The organism is Nostoc sp. MS1 (assembly GCF_019976755.1).
Lineage (GTDB): Bacteria > Cyanobacteriota > Cyanobacteriia > Cyanobacteriales > Nostocaceae > Trichormus.
In genome coordinates this window covers 4,306,716-4,328,195 of sequence record NZ_AP023441.1, presented here as the reverse complement: position 1 = coordinate 4,328,195, position 21,480 = coordinate 4,306,716, and the positions used below count along the sequence as shown (strand labels likewise).

Below are 21,480 nucleotides of genomic sequence, written 5' to 3'. Positions count from 1 at the left end.
GGGTAGCCATAAAAATCTAAGTATATGTAGGGTGTGTTAGGCGTAAGCCTTAACGCACCAAAGTCCTTGGTGGTAGGTGCGTTACTATCTATTTTATGAAATATGGTTCAAATCATCCAAGCGAAAAATATAGGGCTGGCTTATCTGCAAGAAAGATTTGGGCTGCAAAAAGCAGAAGATGAGTCCTTTTTTAGGGAATGGTTAGAGAAGTTGCCAGAAATTACAGATTTAGAAAAGCAGTATTTAGATAGAGTGAAATCTAATTTCCTGAACTTAGCACAAAGACCACCAATTTTAGAGAATGCAGTTAAAATGGTGGTTTTGTCGCCATTATTAGATTTAGCAGGATTTTATAGCCAGCCTTTTTCTATTGGGACTGAGGAATCTGTAGAAATTTCTCTAGAAGATGAAGAAGAGATTATTAGAGGAAGAATAGATATTTTAGTTATTCAAAAACAATTATGGTTGCTAGTAATTGAATCAAAAAGGGCTGGTATATCTCTTTTAGAGAATATTCCTCAAGCATTGGCTTATATGTTAACCAGCCCTAATCAAGAAAAGCCTGTATTTGGATTACTGACAAATGGTAGCCATTTTCTTTTTTTGAAATTAAATAAAACTGATATTCCCATGTACGATATATCTGATGAATTTTCGTTATTAAAACGAAAGAATGAGCTATATGAAGTTATAGCTATCTTGAAGAATTTAAGTCAAATTTTAACTTAAAAGCTATGTCTAATCGTCCTATATACCTTGATTGTCACGCCACCACACCAGTAGATGAGCGGGTACTGAGTGCAATGCTACCTTACTTTACAGAGAAGTTTGGCAACCCTGCTAGTATTAGTCATCTTTACGGTTGGGAAACAGAAGCAGGTGTAAAACAAGCGCGGGAAATTTTAGCAGCAGCTATTAACGCTACACCAGAAGAAATTGTTTTTACAAGCGGGGCGACGGAAGCGAATAATTTAGCTATTAAGGGTGTGGCTGAAGCTTATTTTCAGAAAGGTCAGCATATTATTACCGTTGCAACTGAACATAATGCTGTACTTGACCCTTGTGAATATTTAAAAACACTGGGTTTTGAGATTACGATTTTGCCAGTTCAAGCAGATGGCTTAATTGATTTACAACAATTAGAAAAAGCGTTGCGTGATGACACAATTTTAGTATCAGTAATGGCTGCTAATAACGAGATTGGGGTATTGCAACCTTTGGCAGCAATTGGGGAAATGTGCCGCGATCGCCATATAATTTTCCATACAGATGCAGCCCAAGCTATAGGCAAAATTCCCCTAGATGTGCAAGCAATGAATATCGACCTGATGTCCCTGACAGCCCATAAAGTATACGGGCCGAAGGGTATCGGTGCATTATACGTCAGAAGACGCAACCCCAGAGTCCAACTCGCACCCCAACAGCATGGGGGAGGACATGAAAGGGGGATGCGTTCTGGAACCTTGTATACACCCCAAATCGTAGGTTTTGGCAAAGCTGTAGAAATCGCCCTATCTGAACAGATACAAGAAAATCAACGCCTCACCCAGCTAAGAGAAAGATTGTGGTCACAACTATCACAACTAGAAGGTATCTGCCTCAACGGACATCCCACACAACGCCTAGCCGGAAACTTAAATATTAGTATCGAAGGCGTAGATGGTGCTGCACTCCAGCTAGGTTTACAGCCAGTAGTGGCGGTGTCTTCCGGTTCCGCCTGTTCCACTACCAAAACCTCACCCTCCCATGTCCTCACCGCCTTGGGAAGCCCAGAAAAACTAGCCTACGCCTCAATTCGCTTTGGTATTGGACGCTTCAATACAGCAGAGGAAATTGATATAGTAGCGAAACATGCGATCGCTACTATTCAGAGTTTACGCAAACAGGCAAGTTTAGTTTAGGAACAGTGGACAATTGATAATTGACAATTGACAGTGGACAGTGGAAATAAGCTAACAACTGTCAACTGTCAACTAATACGGATCTGAATCAAACCTCCCCCGCTTCACACTCCGGTAATAGTAACCCCTGGCTGGTGGGTTATTTAAGTCAAAAGTTTCACCACTGGGAACTCGCCAGATTTTGTAGTCGTGGTATGTGAGTGGGGTTCGCGGTTTGCAGACCTCCGGTGGATGGTCGCCTAAAACGAAATATGCGGCGTTTCTCCCCAGCACCTTTGCCTTACCATATTTATCTACAACAACGGATGTCTCCTCACTAATAGCTATCCCTAACACACTCTTACACACACCATCTTGAATTTGTCTGGCGATAAAAGTCATGATGCGACCCATGCGTTTACGGCTATCAAAATGGGTATCAATGATAGTTCCGCGTAAATGCGACCATTGGAAGAAGTTGTAGGTAAAGGTAATATTTTGGTAAGGATCTTCTAGCGCGTCCTTCGTTTCGATGGGGTCTTCGCAGGCGCAAGCATCGTAGACGAAATCACTCATAATCATCGCCCCAGCGCTAGTACCACCCACAGCCCCGCCTCGGCGATATACTGATGCTACAGCCGCCTCCAGTTTGGTGTTTTTCCAACTACGAATATATTGGCATTGGTCGCCACCAGCAAAGAAGACTACATCAGCATTGTGGATTTTCTGGACAATATCATCTCTATTAGCATCTTGACGATTACTGACAATCAGTGTTTGTACAGAGTTTACGCCAGTCATCCGATAAATGAGATGATTGTAGTCATCGCTGCCGTAAGTACGCAGAACGACAACATTGACTCTACTCGTTCCCCTGACTTGGTTAATCATCCACTGAATAGCTGCTTCCACATCCAGTCCACCCCCACCCAAGTTAAGGACAGGGCCAGCTAGGGCAGGAAGAACATCAACAGTGTTGCCCCCAAACAAGAGTTTCAGGTATGCTGTAAGACGAGATATTAAATTCTTGATGTACTTTGCTATATTTGGGAATGCTCTTGTCATACGCACCTTTTGGAGCAAACGGCAACTATAGCTTAATTTCGCACTCCCAAGGCTATAATTCCCAGCGTACAAGGCTTGTACTGTTTGTTAACGCCCAATAAAGCAAAGTAGCGATTAATTCCCGGAGTTATTCGGCAAAAACCTCAGCTTATCTTTACATTGTGTTACCAATCAACTTGCGATCGCTCTTGCACCACTTGTTGATATACAGCTTCAGTTTGTTGAGCTAATTTAGGCCAGCTAAAACGGCGTTGCAAATCCTCATAAGCGTTATCTACCAGCCATTGGCGATATCCCGGATTTTTCAAAACTTCCAAAATTCCCCAAGCTAAAGAATCAGGGTTATTCACCCAAGTTACTATCCCCGTCTTGGTATGGTGGACTACTTCTGGGAAGCCGCCTGTATCCGACACCACTACGGGAACCCGCGAGGCGAAGCTTTCTAAAGCTACAATGCCAAAGGGTTCGTAAAGGCTAGGAAATACCGCACAATCAGCTACAGTTTGGAATTTGTCCAAATATTCATCTGAGAGAAATCCGGTAAAGTAACATTTGTGCCAAATTCCCAAATCCCAAGCTTGGCGTTTGAGATTGTCAGTATTGCCACCACCAACAATCACGAATTTTACGTAACCACCCAATTCGGATAGGATTTTGGGCGCTGCATTGAGTAAAACTGATACACCCTTCTCGTAGGTCATTCGCCCCACATAATAGACAATCTTTTCATGGTCTTCGGCAAACTGGCGACGAAAATCTTGAGCATGAAAATCTTCGTGATGCTGTTTCTTTTCTGGTCGGATACCGTTATGAATCACATCGATTTTATCCCAAGGGCTGGCAAGCGCTCTTTCTACTTCTTGGCGCATATAATTTGTACAGACAATAATTCGCCAAGCATTGTAAGCTAGTAGGTTTTCTTTGCCGTGGATGTAGCGTTGGGTGTCGTTGTGGATACCGTTGTGACGACCGTATTCAGTAGCGTGGATAGTAGCAATGAGGGGAATTTTAAAGTTATGCTTGAGAGCGATCGCAGCATCTGCTACTAACCAATCATGGGCGTGAATTAAATCGAACGGGCCTTCCTCATTAATTAACTTGCCCCCATGATGTCCCATGCTTTGATTAAAATTCACCACCCAATGAAAAAAGTCATGGCTATGAGACACTGGTACTCGATGTACGTGAATACCCTCCACCACCTCATACATCGAAGCTTGACCAACTTCCACCGTAATTAAATGGATTTCATGCCCTAGCTTAACTAATTCTGGGTATAACTCCGCCACATGACGCGCAATACCCCCAACTATTCTTGGTGGAAACTCCCAACTTAGTACCAGTATCTTCATGAACTAGACTCCCCAATGCCTTGTAAATATCTAAAAATTATGAGGACGGCACTTATAGCAAATTTACTTACTAAAATTTTCGGATTTTTTTACATTTTTTGGTTTTAAGTAATCAAAAATTATTAAACTACACAAATCAGGTTTATTAGTTTAACTGATAAATGCCAAAATAAAACGAAGTATTTTACCCCCTATTGGTATCAGGAGCGTAAGATTTAAAATTAGAAAAGCTTATAGTGCCAGCTTCCTAAAATATATCTGCCAAAAGAAGCAATTTGAAAGTATTGATTTGTTATTAGCTGTATAATTACAAACTCTTCAAATAACTCCTGAGTAAGTCAGGAAAATCTGTGAATTTTTTATTTCTGAGTGTTTACTGTATCTGTTGACGTTCGTAAATCAGCCGCAACTCTTCTTGATGCTGCCAAGCCCAATCTGCTAAAGCTGCGATCGGTTCAATCAACTTTTCGCCAAAGGGAGTCAAATTATACTCCACCTTGGGCGGCACAATAGGATAGACAGTGCGTTGCACAACACCAGCCGACTCTAACCTTCTCAGGGTTTGTGTCAGCATTTTTTTGGAAACTCCGGGGATTTGTCGTTGAAAATCAGTGTAACGCTTAGTACCAGAGGATAAAAGATACAAGATTGGTGGTGTCCATTTATCACCTACCAGATCGAGCATTCGGCGCATAGGGCAGTCAGCGCTAAGAAGTATTTGGTTATTTTTGGATACCATGAGGTAACTATATTACCAAAAAGTTCGTACTTGTGAAGCAAATCCAAATCAGGCACACTGCTTTATACCAATTCGTAATTCGTAATTAAGAAACCCAGATGTAGCAAGACTTTTCTAGACTGCATTTGTTGTTCTGTTTTAAAGAATTGGTATTACTGGTGAAAGCGGGGAAATTTGGATGGTATCGTTAGAAAACAAAGTTGCTCTTGTCACTGGTGGAACTTCTGGTATTGGACGGACTACAGCGATCGCTTTAGCTAGTGCTGGTGCTAAAGTTGTTGTCGTTGGGCGGCGTGAAGAAGAAGGCCAGGAAACCGTTAGTTCGATTCAGCAGGCGGGAAGCGAGGGTTTATTTGTCAAAGCCGATGTATCTCAAGAAGCAGATATAAAATCAACCATTGCCAGCGTTGTTAATAAGTTTGGTCGCTTAGATATTGCCTTCAATAACGCAGGGATGCTAGGACAAAATGCCTTGCTGGCAGAGCAAACTGAGCAAAGCTATGACAAAGTTTTTGATGTCAATGTGAAGGGAGTGTTTCTGTGTATGAAACACGAAATTACTCAGATGTTGGCACAAGGCAATGGTGGCGTAATTGTCAATACAGCTTCCATCAATGGTTTTCGACCCCTATCACCTGGCTTATCGATTTATGATGCCTCAAAAACGGCTGTAATCATGCTGACAAAAGCCGCAGCTTTGGAATATGCGTCTCACAAAATCCGTATAAATGCGATCGCACCAGGGCCAATTGAAACGGAAATGCTCAGTCAAGCAACAGGTGGTAATAACAAAGCCTTTGAGAGTTTTGTACCAGCCGGACGTTTAGGTAAACCCGATGACATTGCCAATGCTGTGCTTTGGTTATGTGCCGATGCTACCGATTTCGTAAATGGACATACCCTGGCTGTCGATGGTGGCATCCTCGCAGCGTGATTACCTCAATTTGAGCCAACAACATACATATATTATGAACAAACTAGACAATAAAATCGCCTTAATTCTTGGTGGTGCAGGTAATGTTGGTGAAGGTATCGTCAGAGCATTCCTCAAAGCTGGTGCTATAGTAGCCGTACCTTCACGAAAAGCAGAGAAACTTGAGGAACTACGCACTTCTCTAGGTGAATTAGCTCACCCAGAACGCTTTATTCCTATCGTGGGGGATATTGGTACAGTTGATAGTGCCGAAACTATCCGTGACCAACTACTCAAACAATTTGGTAAGCTTGATGCCGTAGTTGCTTCCCTTGGCGGTTGGTGGTCGGGAAACAAACCTGTAACTGAAGTATCAATTGCCGAATGGCAACAATATTTGGATAGTAATTTAACCAGTCACTTCATCGCCGCGCGTACCTTTATCCCAGTTCTCAAGGAACATAAGGGTACTAGTTACACCCTAATTGGTGGCGCGGCCGCCGAAGTTCCCGTTCCTAATGTCAGTCCTGTCAGTATTACTGCTGCTGGACAACTCATGTTAGCTCAAGTGTTGATACAGGAAAACAAGGGTAGTGCTGTGCGGATTAATGAAGTTGTTGTTCATAGTTGGGTAGCAACCCGTAGCAGCCGAGAACGTAGTCAACCAACTTGGGTTAGTGCTGATGACATTGGTGAATTTACAGCTTGGCTGGCTAGTGATGCAGCATCAATGGTTAATGGAAGTGTCTTACGCTTGTATGAAAAGGCGGCTGCTTAAGTAATAACAATTTAACGGGCAACAGGGAATAAAAATAAGGGACGGGCAAAATGCCCGTCCCAAAAAACTAATACAATTATGCGCGTTTATGCAATGTCGCATTTATGGAAGAAATTCCCACCTCTAGCTTTGGTCTAAGCGCAAAACAGCCATAAAAGCTTCTTGTGGTACATCTACCGTACCAACAGCTTTCATCCGCTTTTTACCCTTCGCCTGTTTCTGCAATAGTTTCTTCTTCCGGCTAATGTCACCGCCGTAGCACTTAGCCAGTACATCTTTACGCAAGGCGGGGATGTGTTCACTGGCAATAACTTTACTACCAATAGATGCTTGAATGGGAACCTTAAATTGATGGCGTGGGATTAATTCTTTAAGTTTTTCCGCCATTGACCGTCCGACGTTATAGGCTTTATCACGGTGGACAATCATGGCTAAGGAATCCACAGGATCACCATTAATCATGATATCCAACTTCACCAGAGGATTTTCCCGATAGCCGATGAGGTGATATTCCATACTGGCATAACCGCGCGATCGCGATTTCATCTGGTCGAAAAAGTCGGTGACAACTTCTGCCAAAGGAATCTCATAAGTTAAGGTGGTACGTCCTTGGGTGAGATATTTCATATCTTTGAAGATACCCCGGCGGTTCTGCGACAACTCCATCAAAGTGCCGACAAAGGTTTCCGGTGTAATCATTTCTACTTGGACGTATGGTTCCTCAATCCTTTCGCGATCGTTAGGCGCAGGTAAATGGCTGGGATTATCGATATACAGTTCTTCGCCCTTAATGGTAATCACCTTATAAACCACTGAAGGCGCTGTAATAATTAAATCCAGATTGTATTCTCGCTCCAAGCGTTCCTGCACAATTTCCATGTGCAGCAAACCCAAGAACCCACAACGGAACCCAAAACCCATCGCACTGGAAGTTTCTGGTTCGTATTGCAGTGCAGCATCATTCAGCCGCAGCTTTTCTAAGGCTTCTCGCAAATCTTCAAATTGGTCAGCGTCGATGGGGAACATACCGCAGAAAACCATTGGGTTGGCTTCTGTGTAACCGGGTAAAGGTTCGGTGGCTTTAGCTTTAGATAAGGTAATTGTGTCACCTACCCGCGCATCAGCTACCGCCTTAATGGCAGCTGCTAAATAACCCACTTCCCCAGCGTGGAGTTCATCTACTTGCTTTTGTGTAGGAGAAAGAACGCCTAATTCGTCAATTTCATATTCTTTCTCAGATACCATTAGGTAGATGCGATCGCCTTTTCTCAGCGTCCCATCCATCACCCGGAAGTATACAATTACACCCCGATAACTGTCATAGTAGCTATCAAAGATTAACGCCCGTAAGCGTTCTTTAGTTGTATCTGGTGCTGGTGGAACACGTTCGACAATCGCTTCTAGAATTTCATTAATACCGATTCCTTCTTTAGCTGAGGCGAGAATTGCCCCACTACAATCGAGACCGATAATTTCCTCAATTTCACTAATTACCCGGTCTGGTTCTGCCCCTGGTAAGTCGATTTTGTTGAGAACTGGGATAATTTCTAGATTGTGTTCTAGTGCTAAATAGACGTTTGCCAAAGTTTGCGCCTCAACACCTTGAGACGCATCTACCACAAGCAAAGCACCTTCACACGCCGCCAAACTGCGCGATACTTCATAAGAAAAGTCCACATGTCCCGGCGTATCAATTAAATTTAGTACATACTGCTGACCATCTTTGGCTTGATAATTCATCCGGGCAGCTTGCAGCTTAATTGTAATGCCGCGCTCCCGTTCCAAATCCATGTTGTCGAGAAACTGTTCCTTCATCTGCCGCTCGTCAACAGTGCCAGTGGCTTGCAGTAAGCGATCGGCCAGGGTAGATTTCCCATGATCGATGTGAGCAATAATACAAAAATTGCGAATGCGAACTGCGGGAACGTCAGTCATATACTAATTCTTGCTGAAGCAGCAACCAAGGTTAAAAGAGCATTTACTTCATGTATTTTAATGCTTTATTAGTCATTAGTCAGTTGTCATTGGTCATTAGTCATTAGTCAACAGTCCATAGTCAAAAGTCAAAAGGCAGGAAGGAGTTAATAATCATCATCTCCCTCATCTCCCCCCACTCCCCACTCCCTACTCCCCACTCCCCAATTTAAAGATTACTCACAGACTTTTTAAGAATCTCTATAAAGTCTATTTTTCTCTGCTAGTAATCATCTACCTGGAGCGTACAATAAATATATATAAGTACATAGTGTAGATATGATGGGCAATTACCACCAGTATTTGCTCGGAATCTCTGATTTACTGACAAAACTTCTAGGCTTTTTACAAAGTTCAGATCGGAGGAAGCCTCCGCTCTGACTTTACGCTAATTGTCTAGAGTGTTCTATGAAAATTGCCACCCAGCTATCTGATGCTGTTAGTTTGGTGAAATTTCGGGGAACTATGTAATTATAAATTTCTCATATTGTGTCAGTAAAATAACCCGAACAGCAGATAAAACCGCTTTTCAAAGCTTGTCACAAGACAGTTTCTGAGTATATAAACCTATGAATATGAAAGAAAGGTCTACCGACGCGGAATCCAATCAAGCCGATAAGGTAGAAATCGCTGTCCAACTGGATTCGGAGTTACTGGAACAAATTCAGCACCTGACTAATGACCCCAGTAAGGTGATTGAAGTCGCTATTCGCCAATGGTTACGAGGTGAGGCTCTCAGAGATGATGAACTCACCCGCAGCCCCCATCGGGTTCCTGTTCCTCCTCGTGGAGAATGGAATGATTGACTTCATGAATAGGCTGTAAAGAATCAAGCAGAAAAATGTGAAGTTTTTCAATTCCAAGGACATAAAACTTAAAATACGCAATACTCAGTATGTATAAGCTGTAAAATTTTATGCCAAGCTTTGTCCAGCCTTCATGAAACTGTTGTGAGTTGCCATTTGTCCATCCAACTCAATTCGATGCAATGACTATCACTGCCAATTCCCAATTGCCAAATAGATTTCCCCAAAACTTGGAATCAATCAATAATCATAAGGCTAATAGTTTATTAGCTACTCTCGGCGCTGAGTTGGTATATGTGCAGGATGGAACAGGACGTTACCTGTCCTTTTATTGGCAAAAAAGCGATCTGTTAGGGTTCAACCCAGAGCAGATAGTTGCTGATGGCAATTCACAAGAAATCTTTGCCCCAGTGGAGAAGATTTCTTACACCGAAAGATTGCATCGAGTAATGAACAATTCGGTTCCAGAAAAGTTCGCCTTGTGGTTTAGTTGTCATCAAAATCTATTTGAGTTGGAATTGGTGATGAGTCCGATTATTCCGCCTTTAGGAACGGCTGCCACCACTGTCCTAGTTATGGGAAGGTTATTACAAGTTAAAGCTAATAACCAAGAAATAAATGTATCTATTACTACACCAACACATATAGACCTAACTTCGCGATCGCAGCAGCACCAAAGACTGGTAAATAAAATTACCAGAAATATTCGCAGAACATTAGACTTAGACGCGATTTGGCAGCAAACAGTAGATAGTTTGGGCAAAGCACTCAGGCTGGAGCGTTGTATTATTTGCCCCTACCAACCATGTAGCTCAAAAGTGCGCGTAATTGCCGAATATCATCGGCCAGACCGCGTTTCTATGTTGGGTTTGGAAATAGATGTAACTAAAGAACAAGCTTTCGCTCAAGCTTTGTCAACATTGGAACCGATTATTATGGAAGTTCCAGGGTATGATCTTTGCCCTCAACAAAAGATTTTAGTAGTAGCGACTTGTTATCAAGACCAAGCCAATGGCTTAATTGCTATCAACTTACCTGATGAATGCTGTCCGCTAACTAACTCGGAAATAGAACTAGCCAAAGAAGTAGCAGACCAGTTAGGAACAGCGATCGCTCATGCTACCTTATACAAAGAATTAGAAGCAGCACGACAAAAAGCCGAAGAAGCTTCCCGCCTCAAGAGTGAGTTTCTCGCTAACGTCTCCCACGAAATTCGCACCCCTCTAAATGGCATGATTGGTTTCCTCAAGCTAATTTTAGAGGGTATGGCAGATGATGCCGAAGAAAGAAACCAATTTTTATCCGAAGCCCATCAATTATCGCTACACCTGCTCAACATTATTAACGACATCTTAGATATAGCCAAAATTGAAGCCGGCAAAATGGAGTTAGTTTGCGCTCCCGTCAAGCTAGAAGAGCTATTTTGTGATGTAGATAACTTCATGCGCCCACAAGCAGAGGTAAAAAACCTTAGTTTCCGAATGCAGTTACCCCCCACCTCAGATGAAATTGTCGTTGAAGGTAATTACCAACGGCTGCTGCAAGTTATGTTAAATATAGTCGGTAACGCGATTAAATTTACTCATGAAGGTGGGATTACAGTCACAGCTGATGTGGTACTAAAAAAAGGGAAATTCCAAGAACAGCAATTTCCTGGGATGGTGAGAGTCAGGATAGCCGATACTGGTATCGGTGTTTCTTTAGACCAACAAGACAAACTATTTCAACTATTTTCTCAAGTAGACGGTTCCCGCACTCGTCAGTATGGCGGTACAGGTTTGGGGCTAGCCATATCCCAGAAACTTGTAGAGACTATGGGCGGGGAAGTACATTTTTACAGCCTTGGTGAAGGATTAGGTTCTACAGTCACCTTCACAGTACCTCTGTACCAACAACCAGTGATGTTATCTTCTAGTGATAGTAGTTCTAGTATTAATCAATAAATATTCGTTCCCACTTCCAAGTTTCACAATTAATATTTTTTAGATAAATTCTCTTATAGGTTATTTATAAAGTAAAAATAAAATTCTTGTAGGGTGTGTTAGGCGCAGACTTTGACTATAGGTTCTCATGAAAAATCTGATAGAAGCGCCTAACGCACCATCTGATCTAAGGGTGCGTTATGCTGAAGCCATGACGCACCCTACTTAAGATTTACTTTATAAATAGTCTCTTAAAGTAATTTTGTATGAATTTATGACAATTAATAATTTACAGATTGGAAGGTCATTCTCTACAGTCCATAACTAAATACAAAAGAAGGAGTCCAATTGGACTCCTTTTTCATCAGAAGAATATCTCAGTAATTAAATCCAACTTTTGTAATTGCAAATTACGAATTACGTAGCTTGCTTTCCCAAAGAAGTATTACAAATTACTTAATTGTTACCTTACCGCCAGCCTCTTCAATCCGCTTCTTAGCGTCTTCAGCAGCTTCCTTAGCAACAGCTTCCTTGATGGCTTTAGGAGCAGCTTCTACTAAGTCCTTAGCTTCTTTTAGACCTAAACCAGTGATTTCACGAACAATCTTCAATACAGCAATCTTCTTATCGGCTGGAACAGCTTCGAGAACAACGTCAAACTCGGTTTTCTCTTCTGCTGCTTCAGCAGGAGCCGCAGCACCAGGAGCCGCCATCATCATCATGCCACCAGCAGGTGCGGCAGCACTTACGCCGAAAGCTTCTTCGATTTGCTTAACTAATTCAGCAGCTTCCAACAAAGTCAAGGATTTTAATTGGTCTAAAATTTGATCGGTTGCAGCAGACATTGATATAACTCCTGTAATGTTGATTTAGTTATTTGTTAGTGGTCAGTTGTCAGTAGCGCTAACAACTAATACTTTGATTAGGCTGCACTATCAGTATCGCCATTTTCTTTATCAGCGAGAGCTTGCAATGCACGCGCCAAGCCACCAGGAACTTCGTTGATACCCACAGCCAATTGTGTCGCCACAGCATTGATAGCCCCAGCAATTTGAGCAATGAGTTGTTCCTTGGATGGTAAATCTCCTAGAGCCTTAACATCTGGCTCTTTGAGCAAGCGTCCTTCCAAAACTCCACCGCGAAGTTCTGTTTTCTTGCTAGCTTTTTGGAAATCTTGGTAAGCTTTAATTGCTCCAGAGAAATCTTCTTTAACTAACAAAAATGCCGAAGAACCTTTGAGCAACTCTGATAAAGCCTGCCATTTTTCATCATCCTGAATGGCAATACCCATCAAAGTGTTCTTAGTCACCTTGCAGACAGTGCCAGTAGGACGTAGCCGCCGCCGTAAGTCTGTAATTTCGGCAACTGTCAGACCTTGGTAATCAATTACTAGTGCCAAAGTTGACTCATTCAGAGTTTCTTTGAGGTCAGCTACGATTTCTTTTTTATTTTCTAGCGTTCTACCCATCTCGGTTTCACCTCCTCAAAATAATCGTCGATTCTCTTGTGATGATTTTTGGCTGACTAGTGCAAACAATAAACCCCAGCTATCTCAGCCGGGGTTCAGTATCAAGACTCTTGTTTCTACGGTGACACAAAAAATTATGCGTCACCTGCAGTCATAGAGCTTTCACCTCGGCAGGATATTTAAGCAATTAGCACCTGCTGTCTCCGGCTTTGTATATTTAATTTTGGTCATTGGTAATGGTATTTTACCGATTACCTATTACCCATTACCAAGTTTATGCTGCTTCAGTCAGTTTAAAATCTCTTAGAGCGTTGATATCGACTTTAATAGATGGTCCCATTGTGGCAGACACATAAAACGTGCGCCAGTAGCGACCTTTGGCTCCTGAAGGACGGTTACGGTCAATTGTTTCTTGCAACGCCTTCAAGTTTACCAACAAATCTTCAGGCGAGAAGGATGCCTTACCAAACATAACATGAACGATGCCTGTACGGTCAGCCCGGAACTCTAGTTTACCAGCTTTAAATTCAGCGATCGCACTTGCTATGTCAAATGTGACTGTACCACCTTTTGGTGATGGCATTAAACCACGAGGGCCTAATAACTTACCAAGTCTAGCCACTTGTGGCATTACATCTGGTGTAGCAATCAACTTGTCAAAGTCCATTCTGCCTTTTTGGATTTCGTCAATTAGTTCTTCCGAACCAACTACGTCCGCACCAGCGTTGAAGGCTTCGGTAACTTTTTCACCACGAGCAATTACAGCTACTCGTACAATTTGCCCTGTACCTTTGGGCAATGCCACTGTAGTCCGTAATTGTTGGTCTGTATATTTTGGATCAATACCTAAACGGATATGCGCTTCTGCCGCTTCGGCAAATTTTGCTGTAGCTGTCTCTTTTAACAGACCTAGAGCATCTAGAGGGGCGTATTCTCTATCTTCTACTTTTGCTTGCAATTCCCGCAAGCGGCGTGATATTTTCTTTGCCATTTTTATCTCCAGGGGTTGTTGGCGAAGCTTGGCTTCTCCCCCAATAATTTTAGTTATGAGTTTTGAGTGCTGAGTTATGAGTATGTAACAGTTTACTCATGACTATGGACTCTGTTTCCCTAATCTGTAATGGTTACGCCCATATTTTTGGCGGTTCCAGCAACAATCTTCATTGCCGCATCAATATCGTTGGCGTTGAGGTCAGGGAGTTTAGTCTGAGCAATTTCCCGCAGTTGTGCATTGGTAATTGAACCGACTTTTTTCTTATTAGGTTCGTTGGAACCTCTTTCAATTTTTGCCGCTTTGCGAATCAATACTGATGCTGGTGGCGTTTTGAGTACAAATGTGAAACTCCGGTCTTCATAAACCGAGATTTCTACAGGAATTACCATCCCAGCTTGGTCTGCTGTTTTGGCGTTGTACTCTTTGCAGAACATCATGATGTTAACACCATGTTGACCCAAAGCAGGGCCAACTGGGGGTGCTGGGTTGGCTTTTCCAGCATTCAGGGCCAACTTAATGACCGCTACTACTTTCTTCGCCATTTTTTATTAGCTCTGTTTTTCTACCTGATTAAATTCCAGTTCTACTGGTGTGTCTCGCCCGAAAATCGAGAGCAAGGCTTTTAGTTTACTCCGTTCTGGACTCACTTCAATTACCTCGCCTTCAAAGTCCTTAAATGGGCCAGAAAGCACGACTATCTTATCACCACTTGCCATATCAATTTTGACAACTGGCTCTTGTTCGGTGGTTTGTTTGAAGATCCGTTCTACTTCAGAATGGCTTAGGGGTAACGGCTTAACGTGTCCACGACCTTTGCCTGTACCACGTTTTTGTTCTGCTCCCACAAAGTTAATTACATGGGATGTGTTGCGTACCACCTGCCAAGTATCATCATCCATCACCATCCGCACTAACACATAGCCAGGAAATACTTTCTCTTCTGTGTGTGAGCGGCTACCATCCTTGCGGATTTTCACTGCTGGCGTATGGGGAATTTCTACTTGGACAATTTTCTCAGCTACATCAAAAGTTTGAATGCGCTGCTCTAAATTCGTTTTGACCCGTTTCTCGCAACCGGAGGCTACTTGCACTGCATACCAACGTGCTTCTTTAGACGCTGTTTCTGCTGTTTCCTCTGACTGCGGCGAGTTAATTGGTTCGTCTGTCGCAGAAGTCATCAGAATACCTGCTTTGCTACCCAACCAAACAATCCATCGACTAAATAGATTAAGGAAGCGGAGAGTGTCACCATGAGCAACACGGCGGCTGATTCGCTGATTAGTTGCTTACGGCTAGGCCAAACTACTTTGTCTAACTCTTCTCTGGTTCCTTGGAAGAAGTTGCCAAAGTTAAACCCGCCACCAGAAGTCTCTGCGATTTCTGCCTCATTTTTCTTGGCCACGGTCGTCTATCCCCCGTCTTTAGTCAATACAGCTATACTCTGCTTATTTTCATCCAGGTTGACAGCTTCACTCCATCAAATTTACTGGAAGCAAAAAAGCTGCAAGTATAAAACAACTACACCCGAAATCAATAGCACTTTCCGCCATTTTAGCAGATGTACTATTGGTTCGGGCTGTGTTTTTTACTTTCGAGCGCGCCCTGGAGGACTTGAACCCCCGACATCAGGTTTTGGAGACCTGCGTTCTACCAACTGAACTAAGAGCGCACAAGCTGGTTTGGTTTTTATTATGTTAAACTTTTTTGTTTAACATAACTGATTCCTCATCATAGCATACCTTTGTTGAGGGAGCAAGCGGCAGATGCCGCCGATTCACTGAGATTTCTCCCATACCCTGAACAAAATTATAAGGAACGGTCGAAGCGTTGCTTGATCCGGGTTGCTTTACCTACACGACCGCGCAGATAATAAAGTTTAGCACGTCTTACTTTACCACGACGCAATACTTTAATGTTATCAATGCGGGGAGAGTGTAACAGGAATACCCGTTCTACACCCACGCCTTGGAATACACGACGAACTGTAATGGTTTCGTTTATACCACCGTTGCGCCTAGCAATGACAACACCTTCGTATGGCTGTACACGATATTTGTCGCCTTCTTTAATTTTTACGCCGACTCTGACGGTATCGCCGATATAAATTTCGGGCAGGTCAGATTTTATTTGTTCCGCTTCTATGGAACGAATGATCTCTTGAGCGTTCATGGCCTGTTTGTTTTAAAAACTCACAATCATCCATCATAAATCGAGAATCATGTTTCAGTCCACTGCTTTTTTGATAGATAATTTTACAGATACGACAGCCACAAAAGAAAAGCTATATTGCAGAAGAATTTGTTACAGGTGTAATACTTATGAAATTTAGTGTTGTCATCACCACTTATAACCGTTTGGATTTGCTACGTCGGGCTATTGATTCTGCACTGCAACAGACTGTACCCTGTGAAGTGGTTGTTGTTGACGATTGTTCAACGGATGAGACACAAAACTATGTGAGGAGTTTGGGTGATTGTGTTGTCTATCATCGCAATGATGTCAATCAAGGTCACTCCTCGGCCGTCAATACCGGGGTGGAAAAGGCTAGCGGTGATTGGATTAAATTTTTAGACGATGACGATTATCTAGATGTTAAATGTATAGAACAGATGGCTTGTGCGATCGCACTCTGTCCTGATGCGGTGATTTGTTCTTGTGTCGCCGCGCAGGTGGATAGTAACGGAGTTGAACTGAGTCGCACTCCTAAGACTGAACCTGGTTTAGCTTTTTATATTCCCCAAACCGATATTCATTATGGGATGCTGATGGAGCTTGTGCCATTTGGTACACCAGTGCAAGTTGCTTGTCGCCGTGATGCTTTCTTAGAAACTGGCGGTTGGGATGCTCAACTGAATACTAACTGTGATGATATTGATTCTTGGATTAAAATTGCCCAGTTTGGTCATGCTATTTTCCTCAATCAGTGCTTGGCTTACCGGACAATTTGGACTGGTGCTTATAATCAAAAGTTTTCTTTAAAGCAGCGTTTGGATACAAATATTCTGATGAAGGAAAAGATTTATGCCTTAGTAAATGAAAAGCATCGTTTGCAAATTCCATCCTTAGGGCATATAAAAGATTACTTAAAACTTCATTGGCTTATAGTTGCTTTGAAACAGAATAATTTGCCAAGTTTCCTGTCAATGTTAGATACATCTATACTTTCCATTTCTGCCTGGAAATTGTTGCTCAATGCTGTCTATTCACGCAAATCTCAAATGAGTAATGAACGTGTTAATAAATTGGTATTGATTGAATCGTAATTACTGTTTGTAGTAAAGGCTTTAGCCTTGATTTTGAATTGGAGAAGGATTAAAGTCCTTACTACATACAATTTAATGCTAATTTAAGGGCTGCGATCGCCTGCTCAATATTCACCCCTAGAAAATTGTTGAGAAACACATCAAATAAATCATCAGTGTTCAGACATAAGTAATTACAATTTTCTGTAAAATTATAGTATTTACCCCAACTGATTTTCTAAGTAATTCACCATCATCCGCTTCATGTCAGCAATCATAGCATCAACATTTCCGCCAGCGTTCTGAATCTCTTTTTCTTGTTGTATCAAATAACTCATACCTTTATAAAGAGCTTTTGTCACCCGCGCAGTATGCCAGCCTTGAGTGGGGTTCAGTCCAGGAGAAACTCTCAGAAGCAAATCGTAGATAGTCACTAATATTTCTTGATCTATACGTTTGGCTTCTTCTGCAAGCGTGCCTTCTCCTTCTTGACCTGCATTTAACTGTCTAAATGCAGGATGTTTGCGCTCAAAGCTAATCATGGGGTCAATTACCCGATCAATCATAGTAGGAAAATCCAAGTTGGAGACATCCTGTTTGAGAGCAGCTAAGGTATTACTGCTCAATTGCTGCATATATCGCTCCCCCAAAGCAGTGAGGATTGCCTGCTTGTTGGAGAAATACTGATATACAGACCCAATGGAAATATTGGCACGCTCGGCTAAGGCGTTGGTATTGATGGCTTCGACTCCGCCCTCTGCTAGTAAATCGGCGGCTGTATTCAAGATTAAATCACGCCTTTGCCGACCGCGATCGCCTGATGGTTTGCGGCGACTTTGATGAGATATGGGATTTTCATCTTCGGATTGTGATTTCACTTTTTTATCACCAGGGGATTGACGATGTGAGCTTTTGCTCATACACTACAAAATATGATGTGAGTTATTACTCACATTAACAAAGTGCAGACTCAAACTACAACTCATAGAATCAACAGGAATAAGTATCATGAGCGGCAAAATAGCGTTTGTGACTGGCGCAACTGGTTTACTAGGTAGCAATCTTTGTCGAGAGTTGGTATTGCAAGGATGGCAGGTAAAGGGTCTGGTGCGTTCCATTGATAAGGCAAAACGTTTTTTGGGCAACAGTGGGATTGAATTTATTCAAGGTGATATGGAGAATGTCCCTGCCTTTGTTCAAGAACTAAAGGGAGTAGATGTGGTATTTCACACGGCTGCCTTTTTCCGGGAGTATTATCAGCCGGGTAGTGACTGGGAGAAGATGAAGCGTATCAATGTCGATGCCACGATAAAACTTTTGCAAGCAGCAGAGGCGCAGGGAGTAGCAAGGACTGTTTTTATCTCATCAAGTGGAGTTATTCAAGCTTATCCAGATAGACCTGCCACTGAAACTGCTCCCTACAGCACGTTTGCCGAAAAGAATCTCTATTTCAAAACTAAGGTTTTGGCAGAACAGGAAGTTTATCGGTTTCTAGAGACTAGCAAAATGGATGTAGTGATGATTCTTCCTGGTTGGATGATGGGGCCTGGGGATGCTGCACCGACTTCTGCGGGGCAACTGGTGTTAGATTTGTTAAGACGTAAGCTGCCAGGGGTGATTAATGGTAGCGCTTCATTAACTGATGTCAGAGATGTGGCGGCGGCCACGGTGAAAGCTGCTGAACGAGGAGAACGAGGTGGACGTTATCTTGTAGCGGGGCCACTGACAAGTATGAAAGAGATTGCTTTAGAAGTGGAAGCGATTTCAGGGGTGAAAGCTCCCAGAATAGAAATTCCTGATGGTGTGGCGTTGGCGATCGCTTGGTTTTTGGAACAGGTAACAAGTATAACTGGTGGAGTTAACCCGATGCCACTAGCTGGTATCCAGACTTTATTTGAGAAAGCAAGCTTAAGTTCAGCTAAAGCTGAACGAGAGTTAGGCGCAACCTTTCGCCCTATCAGACATACTTTGAAAGATACGATGTTATGGTATCAGTCTCAAGGCTATTTATAAGACAGTCGCTTACTTAGAGGAATATTTGCGCTCTCTTCAGTTAAATTTCTGCTTTGGCTGCTTTCTCTAAACGATTAATTTCACCTTTTGCCTCTGCGAGTAAGTCATGCCAATTATCAGGAGGATGACCACTTTGCAGAGACACAATATTCATACAATGCCTTATTGCAATTACGTTTTCTAATTATTTCTGACTGAATATCTGAATAGCCAAGAAGACGCATAGAGGCAGAAAGTAATGTTGCAGTATCAACCATGTTTCCAAAAAAGGTAGAATTTCCCACAATATAATGTAGTTCCGCTTTATCTTGCAGAATTGATTTCAATGAACTCAGATGCAGGTGCATATCATGAAAATACTTCAGCACATAAATGGATAGCAGTTGAGCATTTTTTCCATCAGATAGCCTTATTTTTTCTACCGTAGAAAAAATTTCTTCTGGTAAATTATTTTCCAGTAATTCCCAAGAGAGGAGTCGGCTAGTTGCGATTCCCCATGTTCCACCAACCGCTGACCAATCTAACTCTCCTGCTTGTTTTGCTTCATTTAAGAATTTTGTCCAGTACATATAGGGGCGAAGTTCACGAATATAGCTTATTCGATTTGGATAAGGAGGTGAAGTTATTATTGTATTAACTTTTATATTGCTTAATTTTGAAATCTTACAAGCATCCATTTCTATAATATTAGTATTACCAAGAATTTTGTTCTCGGCAGTTTTTAAGATAAAATTGAGAATATTTAAGAAAAGCTCTTCAATATATTCAATCTCGAAATGAGTTACTTTATCATTGAATGACATAGAAACATGGTTAAAAGCTGCTGATGAAGTTTCAATTACTAGGCGGCAAAAAGCGACCCAGATTAAACCACAACTACTATTTTCTATTGGCTCTCCAAATTGCTCTACTAAGGCAACTCTCAGCGCTGCTAAAACTTGGAGTGTTTGTCTAGACCACCATCTTTCAATATTAAATATTTGTGGAACCCAATTTTCTTGTTGAATTATGGCTTTGTACTCTGCCAGAGCTTTTTGCACCTGAAGGCGAATATCAGCCAAATAATTTTCAGAATAGTTTTCACACTTGACTTTACCGAGCCAAATTAGAAACGGATTGATATCAAATGTAATCGCTTTATATCCTTTTTCAGCAGCAACCAGTCCTGTTGTAGCTGTACCAGAGAAAGGGTCAGCAATAATTGCATCTTTTTCCAAACAGATAAGAAGTTTTTCAACTAGCTTTACACTGTATGCTGGTGTAAGTCTAAGCCATCCATGCCGCCCAAGGTTTCGATTTGCTTTGAAAGTATACTCGGATTTTTGTTTGGCAGTAGTTAGCATTAGTTTGCACTTAGTAAAGCTTCCAGTGTTTCGTAAACTTCGCTTCTAATTTGCTCACAATTACGACGAAAGAAACTTGCTAAATCATACCCCAAAACTTCCTGACAGAACACAAATAATGAAGTTTGATTGCTGCCTGTTGGAGTACCAATCATTATTCCTCCACGGCTGTTTCGGTATCGTAAAACTAAGTCTGAATCAATTTGTGAGGAAAAAATAGCAAAAACTGGTAGGTACCCATTAGCCCAAGCGACGGCAATATTGTCTATGTCGGCATTTTGTCTCTTGCTGTCTTTACTTTTATATCCTTGTCTTACCTCAAATACTGCTCCCTTGGCTGGATGAGGCACCATTAATGATGTACTGTAGTCAGCTAACCATCGAATCACTCTTGCTTTCACATCGTAGTTTTGAATGGCATCAAGTTCTAATCGAGCATCCAATGATAGTGTTTTATCTTTATCATTTTTTGTTTTAGCAATGTAAGACGAAGTTGCATTACGTGGATCTTCATATCCAGTGCTGTCTATCACAATCTGCCTAAATAAATTCTCACAGCCTTTGCCAACTTGTCGATAAACCGAAGTCATACCACCAGCAGCTTTGTGTGCAGCATACATTAAATCTGAGTTCAGACCGATCCAAGAATAAAACGGATCTGCACCGTAAAGTGATAAAAATCCTTCTAAATTTAGACCTTCCTCTCGGTTCCCTAAGCCAAATTTTGGCTTGTAACGTCTACAAACTTTGATCGGATCTAAAAATCTTTTGAGATACAAGTTTTCGTCAGTCACTACAGATTTTGAGCTTTTTACTAAGATAATCAAGTATAAATCCAGATTACCCTTAAAGATTTCATCGATAACGACTATATATTAATAATTATAGAAAAATTTTGATACCTTACGTAAGGAGATCGCCTCTCTTCATCCATGCACTCTCATCACGTTAAATTAAAATAACCCAACAATACTTTAATACTGTTGGGTTA

23 protein-coding genes, 1 tRNA gene and 1 other annotated feature are annotated in these 21,480 nt (G+C 41.9%); of the genes, 8 read left to right on the top strand and 16 right to left on the bottom strand.

Annotated features, from left to right (window positions below; all coding sequences use genetic code 11):
* Positions 1-102 precede the first annotated feature (102 nt).
* Together NSMS1_RS18760 and NSMS1_RS18755 are read left to right on the top strand one after the other, a co-directional pair.
* Complete coding sequence (locus tag NSMS1_RS18760) at positions 103-729, top strand: type I restriction endonuclease (RefSeq protein ID WP_224086291.1); 627 nt, start codon at positions 103-105, stop codon at positions 727-729.
* Positions 730-734: 5 nt separating this feature from the next.
* Entirely contained in the window at positions 735-1,901 is a 1,167-nt protein-coding gene (locus tag NSMS1_RS18755) for a cysteine desulfurase family protein (protein ID WP_224086290.1), read from the top strand.
* A gap of 72 nt (positions 1,902-1,973) precedes the next feature.
* Here NSMS1_RS18755 and NSMS1_RS18750 read toward each other — a convergent pair whose 3' ends face one another.
* From NSMS1_RS18750 to NSMS1_RS18740, 3 genes are all read right to left on the bottom strand, one after another.
* Entirely contained in the window at positions 1,974-2,945 is a 972-nt protein-coding gene (locus tag NSMS1_RS18750; protein ID WP_224086289.1) for a cyanophycinase, read from the bottom strand.
* A gap of 164 nt (positions 2,946-3,109) precedes the next feature.
* Complete coding sequence (locus NSMS1_RS18745; RefSeq protein ID WP_224086288.1) at positions 3,110-4,297, bottom strand: glycosyltransferase family 4 protein; 1,188 nt, start codon at positions 4,295-4,297, stop codon at positions 3,110-3,112.
* A gap of 373 nt (positions 4,298-4,670) precedes the next feature.
* Positions 4,671-4,982, bottom strand: coding sequence for a winged helix-turn-helix transcriptional regulator (locus NSMS1_RS18740; RefSeq protein WP_224086287.1), 312 nt, complete (start codon positions 4,980-4,982; stop codon positions 4,671-4,673).
* 232 nt (positions 4,983-5,214) lie between these two features.
* Between NSMS1_RS18740 and NSMS1_RS18735 the strand changes: the two genes are divergently transcribed.
* Positions 5,215-5,970 (top strand): glucose 1-dehydrogenase, encoded by a 756-nt coding sequence (locus NSMS1_RS18735; protein WP_224086286.1) that lies wholly within the window; start codon positions 5,215-5,217, stop codon positions 5,968-5,970.
* Positions 5,971-6,004: 34 nt separating this feature from the next.
* Positions 6,005-6,727: an SDR family NAD(P)-dependent oxidoreductase gene (locus tag NSMS1_RS18730; RefSeq protein WP_224086285.1), complete on the top strand. Its 723-nt coding sequence runs from the start codon at positions 6,005-6,007 to the stop codon at positions 6,725-6,727.
* Between the two features lie 123 nt (positions 6,728-6,850).
* On the opposite strand, the gene lepA is transcribed toward NSMS1_RS18730, so the two are convergent.
* Positions 6,851-8,662 (bottom strand): translation elongation factor 4, encoded by a 1,812-nt coding sequence (gene lepA / locus NSMS1_RS18725; RefSeq protein ID WP_224086284.1) that lies wholly within the window; start codon positions 8,660-8,662, stop codon positions 6,851-6,853.
* 608 nt (positions 8,663-9,270) lie between these two features.
* On the opposite strand from lepA, the gene NSMS1_RS18720 reads away from it, so the two are divergent.
* Both NSMS1_RS18720 and NSMS1_RS18715 read left to right on the top strand, forming a co-directional pair.
* Positions 9,271-9,507 carry a hypothetical protein gene (locus tag NSMS1_RS18720; protein ID WP_224086283.1) on the top strand — a complete coding sequence of 79 codons (237 nt, stop codon included), beginning with the start codon at positions 9,271-9,273 and terminating at the stop codon, positions 9,505-9,507.
* A 182-nt stretch (positions 9,508-9,689) separates the two neighbouring features.
* The gene (locus NSMS1_RS18715) at positions 9,690-11,450 is read left to right on the top strand and encodes an ATP-binding protein (protein ID WP_224086282.1); all 1,761 of its coding nucleotides are present in this window, start codon (positions 9,690-9,692) and stop codon (positions 11,448-11,450) included.
* Between the two features lie 431 nt (positions 11,451-11,881).
* On the opposite strand, the gene rplL is transcribed toward NSMS1_RS18715, so the two are convergent.
* The 8 genes from rplL to rplS form a co-directional block, all read right to left on the bottom strand.
* Entirely contained in the window at positions 11,882-12,274 is a 393-nt protein-coding gene (rplL, locus tag NSMS1_RS18710) for a 50S ribosomal protein L7/L12 (RefSeq protein WP_224086281.1), read from the bottom strand.
* Positions 12,275-12,351: 77 nt separating this feature from the next.
* On the bottom strand, positions 12,352-12,897 hold the full coding sequence (rplJ, locus tag NSMS1_RS18705; protein ID WP_224086280.1) for a 50S ribosomal protein L10: 546 nt from the start codon (positions 12,895-12,897) through the stop codon (positions 12,352-12,354).
* Positions 12,898-12,955: 58 nt separating this feature from the next.
* Positions 12,956-13,122: a sequence feature (ribosomal protein L10 leader region), on the bottom strand.
* A 49-nt stretch (positions 13,123-13,171) separates the two neighbouring features.
* Entirely contained in the window at positions 13,172-13,888 is a 717-nt protein-coding gene (gene rplA, locus NSMS1_RS18700; RefSeq protein ID WP_224086279.1) for a 50S ribosomal protein L1, read from the bottom strand.
* Between the two features lie 119 nt (positions 13,889-14,007).
* Complete coding sequence (gene rplK / locus NSMS1_RS18695) at positions 14,008-14,433, bottom strand: 50S ribosomal protein L11 (RefSeq protein WP_224086278.1); 426 nt, start codon at positions 14,431-14,433, stop codon at positions 14,008-14,010.
* A 6-nt stretch (positions 14,434-14,439) separates the two neighbouring features.
* Positions 14,440-15,069: a transcription termination/antitermination protein NusG gene (gene nusG / locus NSMS1_RS18690; RefSeq protein WP_224086277.1), complete on the bottom strand. Its 630-nt coding sequence runs from the start codon at positions 15,067-15,069 to the stop codon at positions 14,440-14,442.
* Positions 15,069-15,293, bottom strand: a complete 225-nt coding sequence (gene secE / locus NSMS1_RS18685) for a preprotein translocase subunit SecE (protein ID WP_224086276.1) — start codon at positions 15,291-15,293, stop codon at positions 15,069-15,071. The genes nusG and secE overlap by 1 nt, the downstream gene beginning before the upstream one ends.
* Before the next feature lie 194 nt (positions 15,294-15,487).
* Positions 15,488-15,560 (bottom strand) — tRNA-Trp (locus tag NSMS1_RS18680).
* A gap of 137 nt (positions 15,561-15,697) precedes the next feature.
* A complete protein-coding gene (gene rplS / locus NSMS1_RS18675) occupies positions 15,698-16,060 on the bottom strand; it encodes a 50S ribosomal protein L19 (RefSeq protein ID WP_224086275.1) in 363 nt (120 codons plus the stop codon).
* A 149-nt stretch (positions 16,061-16,209) separates the two neighbouring features.
* Here rplS and NSMS1_RS18670 point away from each other — a divergent pair, with 149 nt between their 5' ends.
* Entirely contained in the window at positions 16,210-17,154 is a 945-nt protein-coding gene (locus NSMS1_RS18670) for a glycosyltransferase family 2 protein (RefSeq protein ID WP_224086274.1), read from the top strand.
* A 200-nt stretch (positions 17,155-17,354) separates the two neighbouring features.
* Here the strand turns inward: NSMS1_RS18670 and NSMS1_RS18665 are convergent, their stop codons facing one another.
* On the bottom strand, positions 17,355-18,053 hold the full coding sequence (locus NSMS1_RS18665; RefSeq protein WP_224086273.1) for a TetR/AcrR family transcriptional regulator: 699 nt from the start codon (positions 18,051-18,053) through the stop codon (positions 17,355-17,357).
* Positions 18,054-18,141: 88 nt separating this feature from the next.
* Between NSMS1_RS18665 and NSMS1_RS18660 the strand changes: the two genes are divergently transcribed.
* Positions 18,142-19,146, top strand: a complete 1,005-nt coding sequence (locus NSMS1_RS18660) for an SDR family oxidoreductase (protein WP_224086272.1) — start codon at positions 18,142-18,144, stop codon at positions 19,144-19,146.
* A 40-nt stretch (positions 19,147-19,186) separates the two neighbouring features.
* On the opposite strand, the gene NSMS1_RS18655 is transcribed toward NSMS1_RS18660, so the two are convergent.
* From NSMS1_RS18655 to NSMS1_RS18645, 3 genes are read right to left on the bottom strand one after another with little or no spacing between them, the layout of a single operon-like run.
* Complete coding sequence (locus NSMS1_RS18655; protein ID WP_224086271.1) at positions 19,187-19,300, bottom strand: type II toxin-antitoxin system YhaV family toxin; 114 nt, start codon at positions 19,298-19,300, stop codon at positions 19,187-19,189.
* Positions 19,263-20,489 (bottom strand): DNA adenine methylase, encoded by a 1,227-nt coding sequence (locus NSMS1_RS18650; protein ID WP_224086270.1) that lies wholly within the window; start codon positions 20,487-20,489, stop codon positions 19,263-19,265. Before NSMS1_RS18650 ends, NSMS1_RS18655 begins: the two co-directional genes overlap by 38 nt.
* The gene (locus NSMS1_RS18645; protein ID WP_224086269.1) at positions 20,489-21,283 is read right to left on the bottom strand and encodes a hypothetical protein; all 795 of its coding nucleotides are present in this window, start codon (positions 21,281-21,283) and stop codon (positions 20,489-20,491) included. The genes NSMS1_RS18650 and NSMS1_RS18645 overlap by 1 nt, the downstream gene beginning before the upstream one ends.
* Between the last annotated feature and the right edge of the window lie 197 nt (positions 21,284-21,480).

Coding starts and splice junctions, on each gene's coding strand:
- NSMS1_RS18650 (WP_224086270.1), bottom strand. CDS start 20,489: ATGCTAACTACTGCCAAACAAAAATCCGAGTATACTTTCAAAGCAAAT.
- NSMS1_RS18755 (WP_224086290.1), top strand. CDS start 735: ATGTCTAATCGTCCTATATACCTTGATTGTCACGCCACCACACCAGTA.
- NSMS1_RS18715 (WP_224086282.1), top strand. CDS start 9,690: ATGACTATCACTGCCAATTCCCAATTGCCAAATAGATTTCCCCAAAAC.
- NSMS1_RS18660 (WP_224086272.1), top strand. CDS start 18,142: ATGAGCGGCAAAATAGCGTTTGTGACTGGCGCAACTGGTTTACTAGGT.
- NSMS1_RS18740 (WP_224086287.1), bottom strand. CDS start 4,982: ATGCTCGATCTGGTAGGTGATAAATGGACACCACCAATCTTGTATCTT.
- NSMS1_RS18730 (WP_224086285.1), top strand. CDS start 6,005: ATGAACAAACTAGACAATAAAATCGCCTTAATTCTTGGTGGTGCAGGT.
- rplS (WP_224086275.1), bottom strand. CDS start 16,060: ATGAACGCTCAAGAGATCATTCGTTCCATAGAAGCGGAACAAATAAAA.
- NSMS1_RS18760 (WP_224086291.1), top strand. CDS start 103: ATGGTTCAAATCATCCAAGCGAAAAATATAGGGCTGGCTTATCTGCAA.
- NSMS1_RS18750 (WP_224086289.1), bottom strand. CDS start 2,945: ATGACAAGAGCATTCCCAAATATAGCAAAGTACATCAAGAATTTAATA.
- rplL (WP_224086281.1), bottom strand. CDS start 12,274: ATGTCTGCTGCAACCGATCAAATTTTAGACCAATTAAAATCCTTGACT.
- rplA (WP_224086279.1), bottom strand. CDS start 13,888: ATGGCAAAGAAAATATCACGCCGCTTGCGGGAATTGCAAGCAAAAGTA.
- rplK (WP_224086278.1), bottom strand. CDS start 14,433: ATGGCGAAGAAAGTAGTAGCGGTCATTAAGTTGGCCCTGAATGCTGGA.
- NSMS1_RS18720 (WP_224086283.1), top strand. CDS start 9,271: ATGAATATGAAAGAAAGGTCTACCGACGCGGAATCCAATCAAGCCGAT.
- NSMS1_RS18655 (WP_224086271.1), bottom strand. CDS start 19,300: ATGAATATTGTGTCTCTGCAAAGTGGTCATCCTCCTGATAATTGGCAT.
- NSMS1_RS18745 (WP_224086288.1), bottom strand. CDS start 4,297: ATGAAGATACTGGTACTAAGTTGGGAGTTTCCACCAAGAATAGTTGGG.
- lepA (WP_224086284.1), bottom strand. CDS start 8,662: ATGACTGACGTTCCCGCAGTTCGCATTCGCAATTTTTGTATTATTGCT.
- nusG (WP_224086277.1), bottom strand. CDS start 15,069: ATGACTTCTGCGACAGACGAACCAATTAACTCGCCGCAGTCAGAGGAA.
- NSMS1_RS18665 (WP_224086273.1), bottom strand. CDS start 18,053: ATGAGCAAAAGCTCACATCGTCAATCCCCTGGTGATAAAAAAGTGAAA.
- rplJ (WP_224086280.1), bottom strand. CDS start 12,897: ATGGGTAGAACGCTAGAAAATAAAAAAGAAATCGTAGCTGACCTCAAA.
- NSMS1_RS18670 (WP_224086274.1), top strand. CDS start 16,210: ATGAAATTTAGTGTTGTCATCACCACTTATAACCGTTTGGATTTGCTA.
- NSMS1_RS18735 (WP_224086286.1), top strand. CDS start 5,215: ATGGTATCGTTAGAAAACAAAGTTGCTCTTGTCACTGGTGGAACTTCT.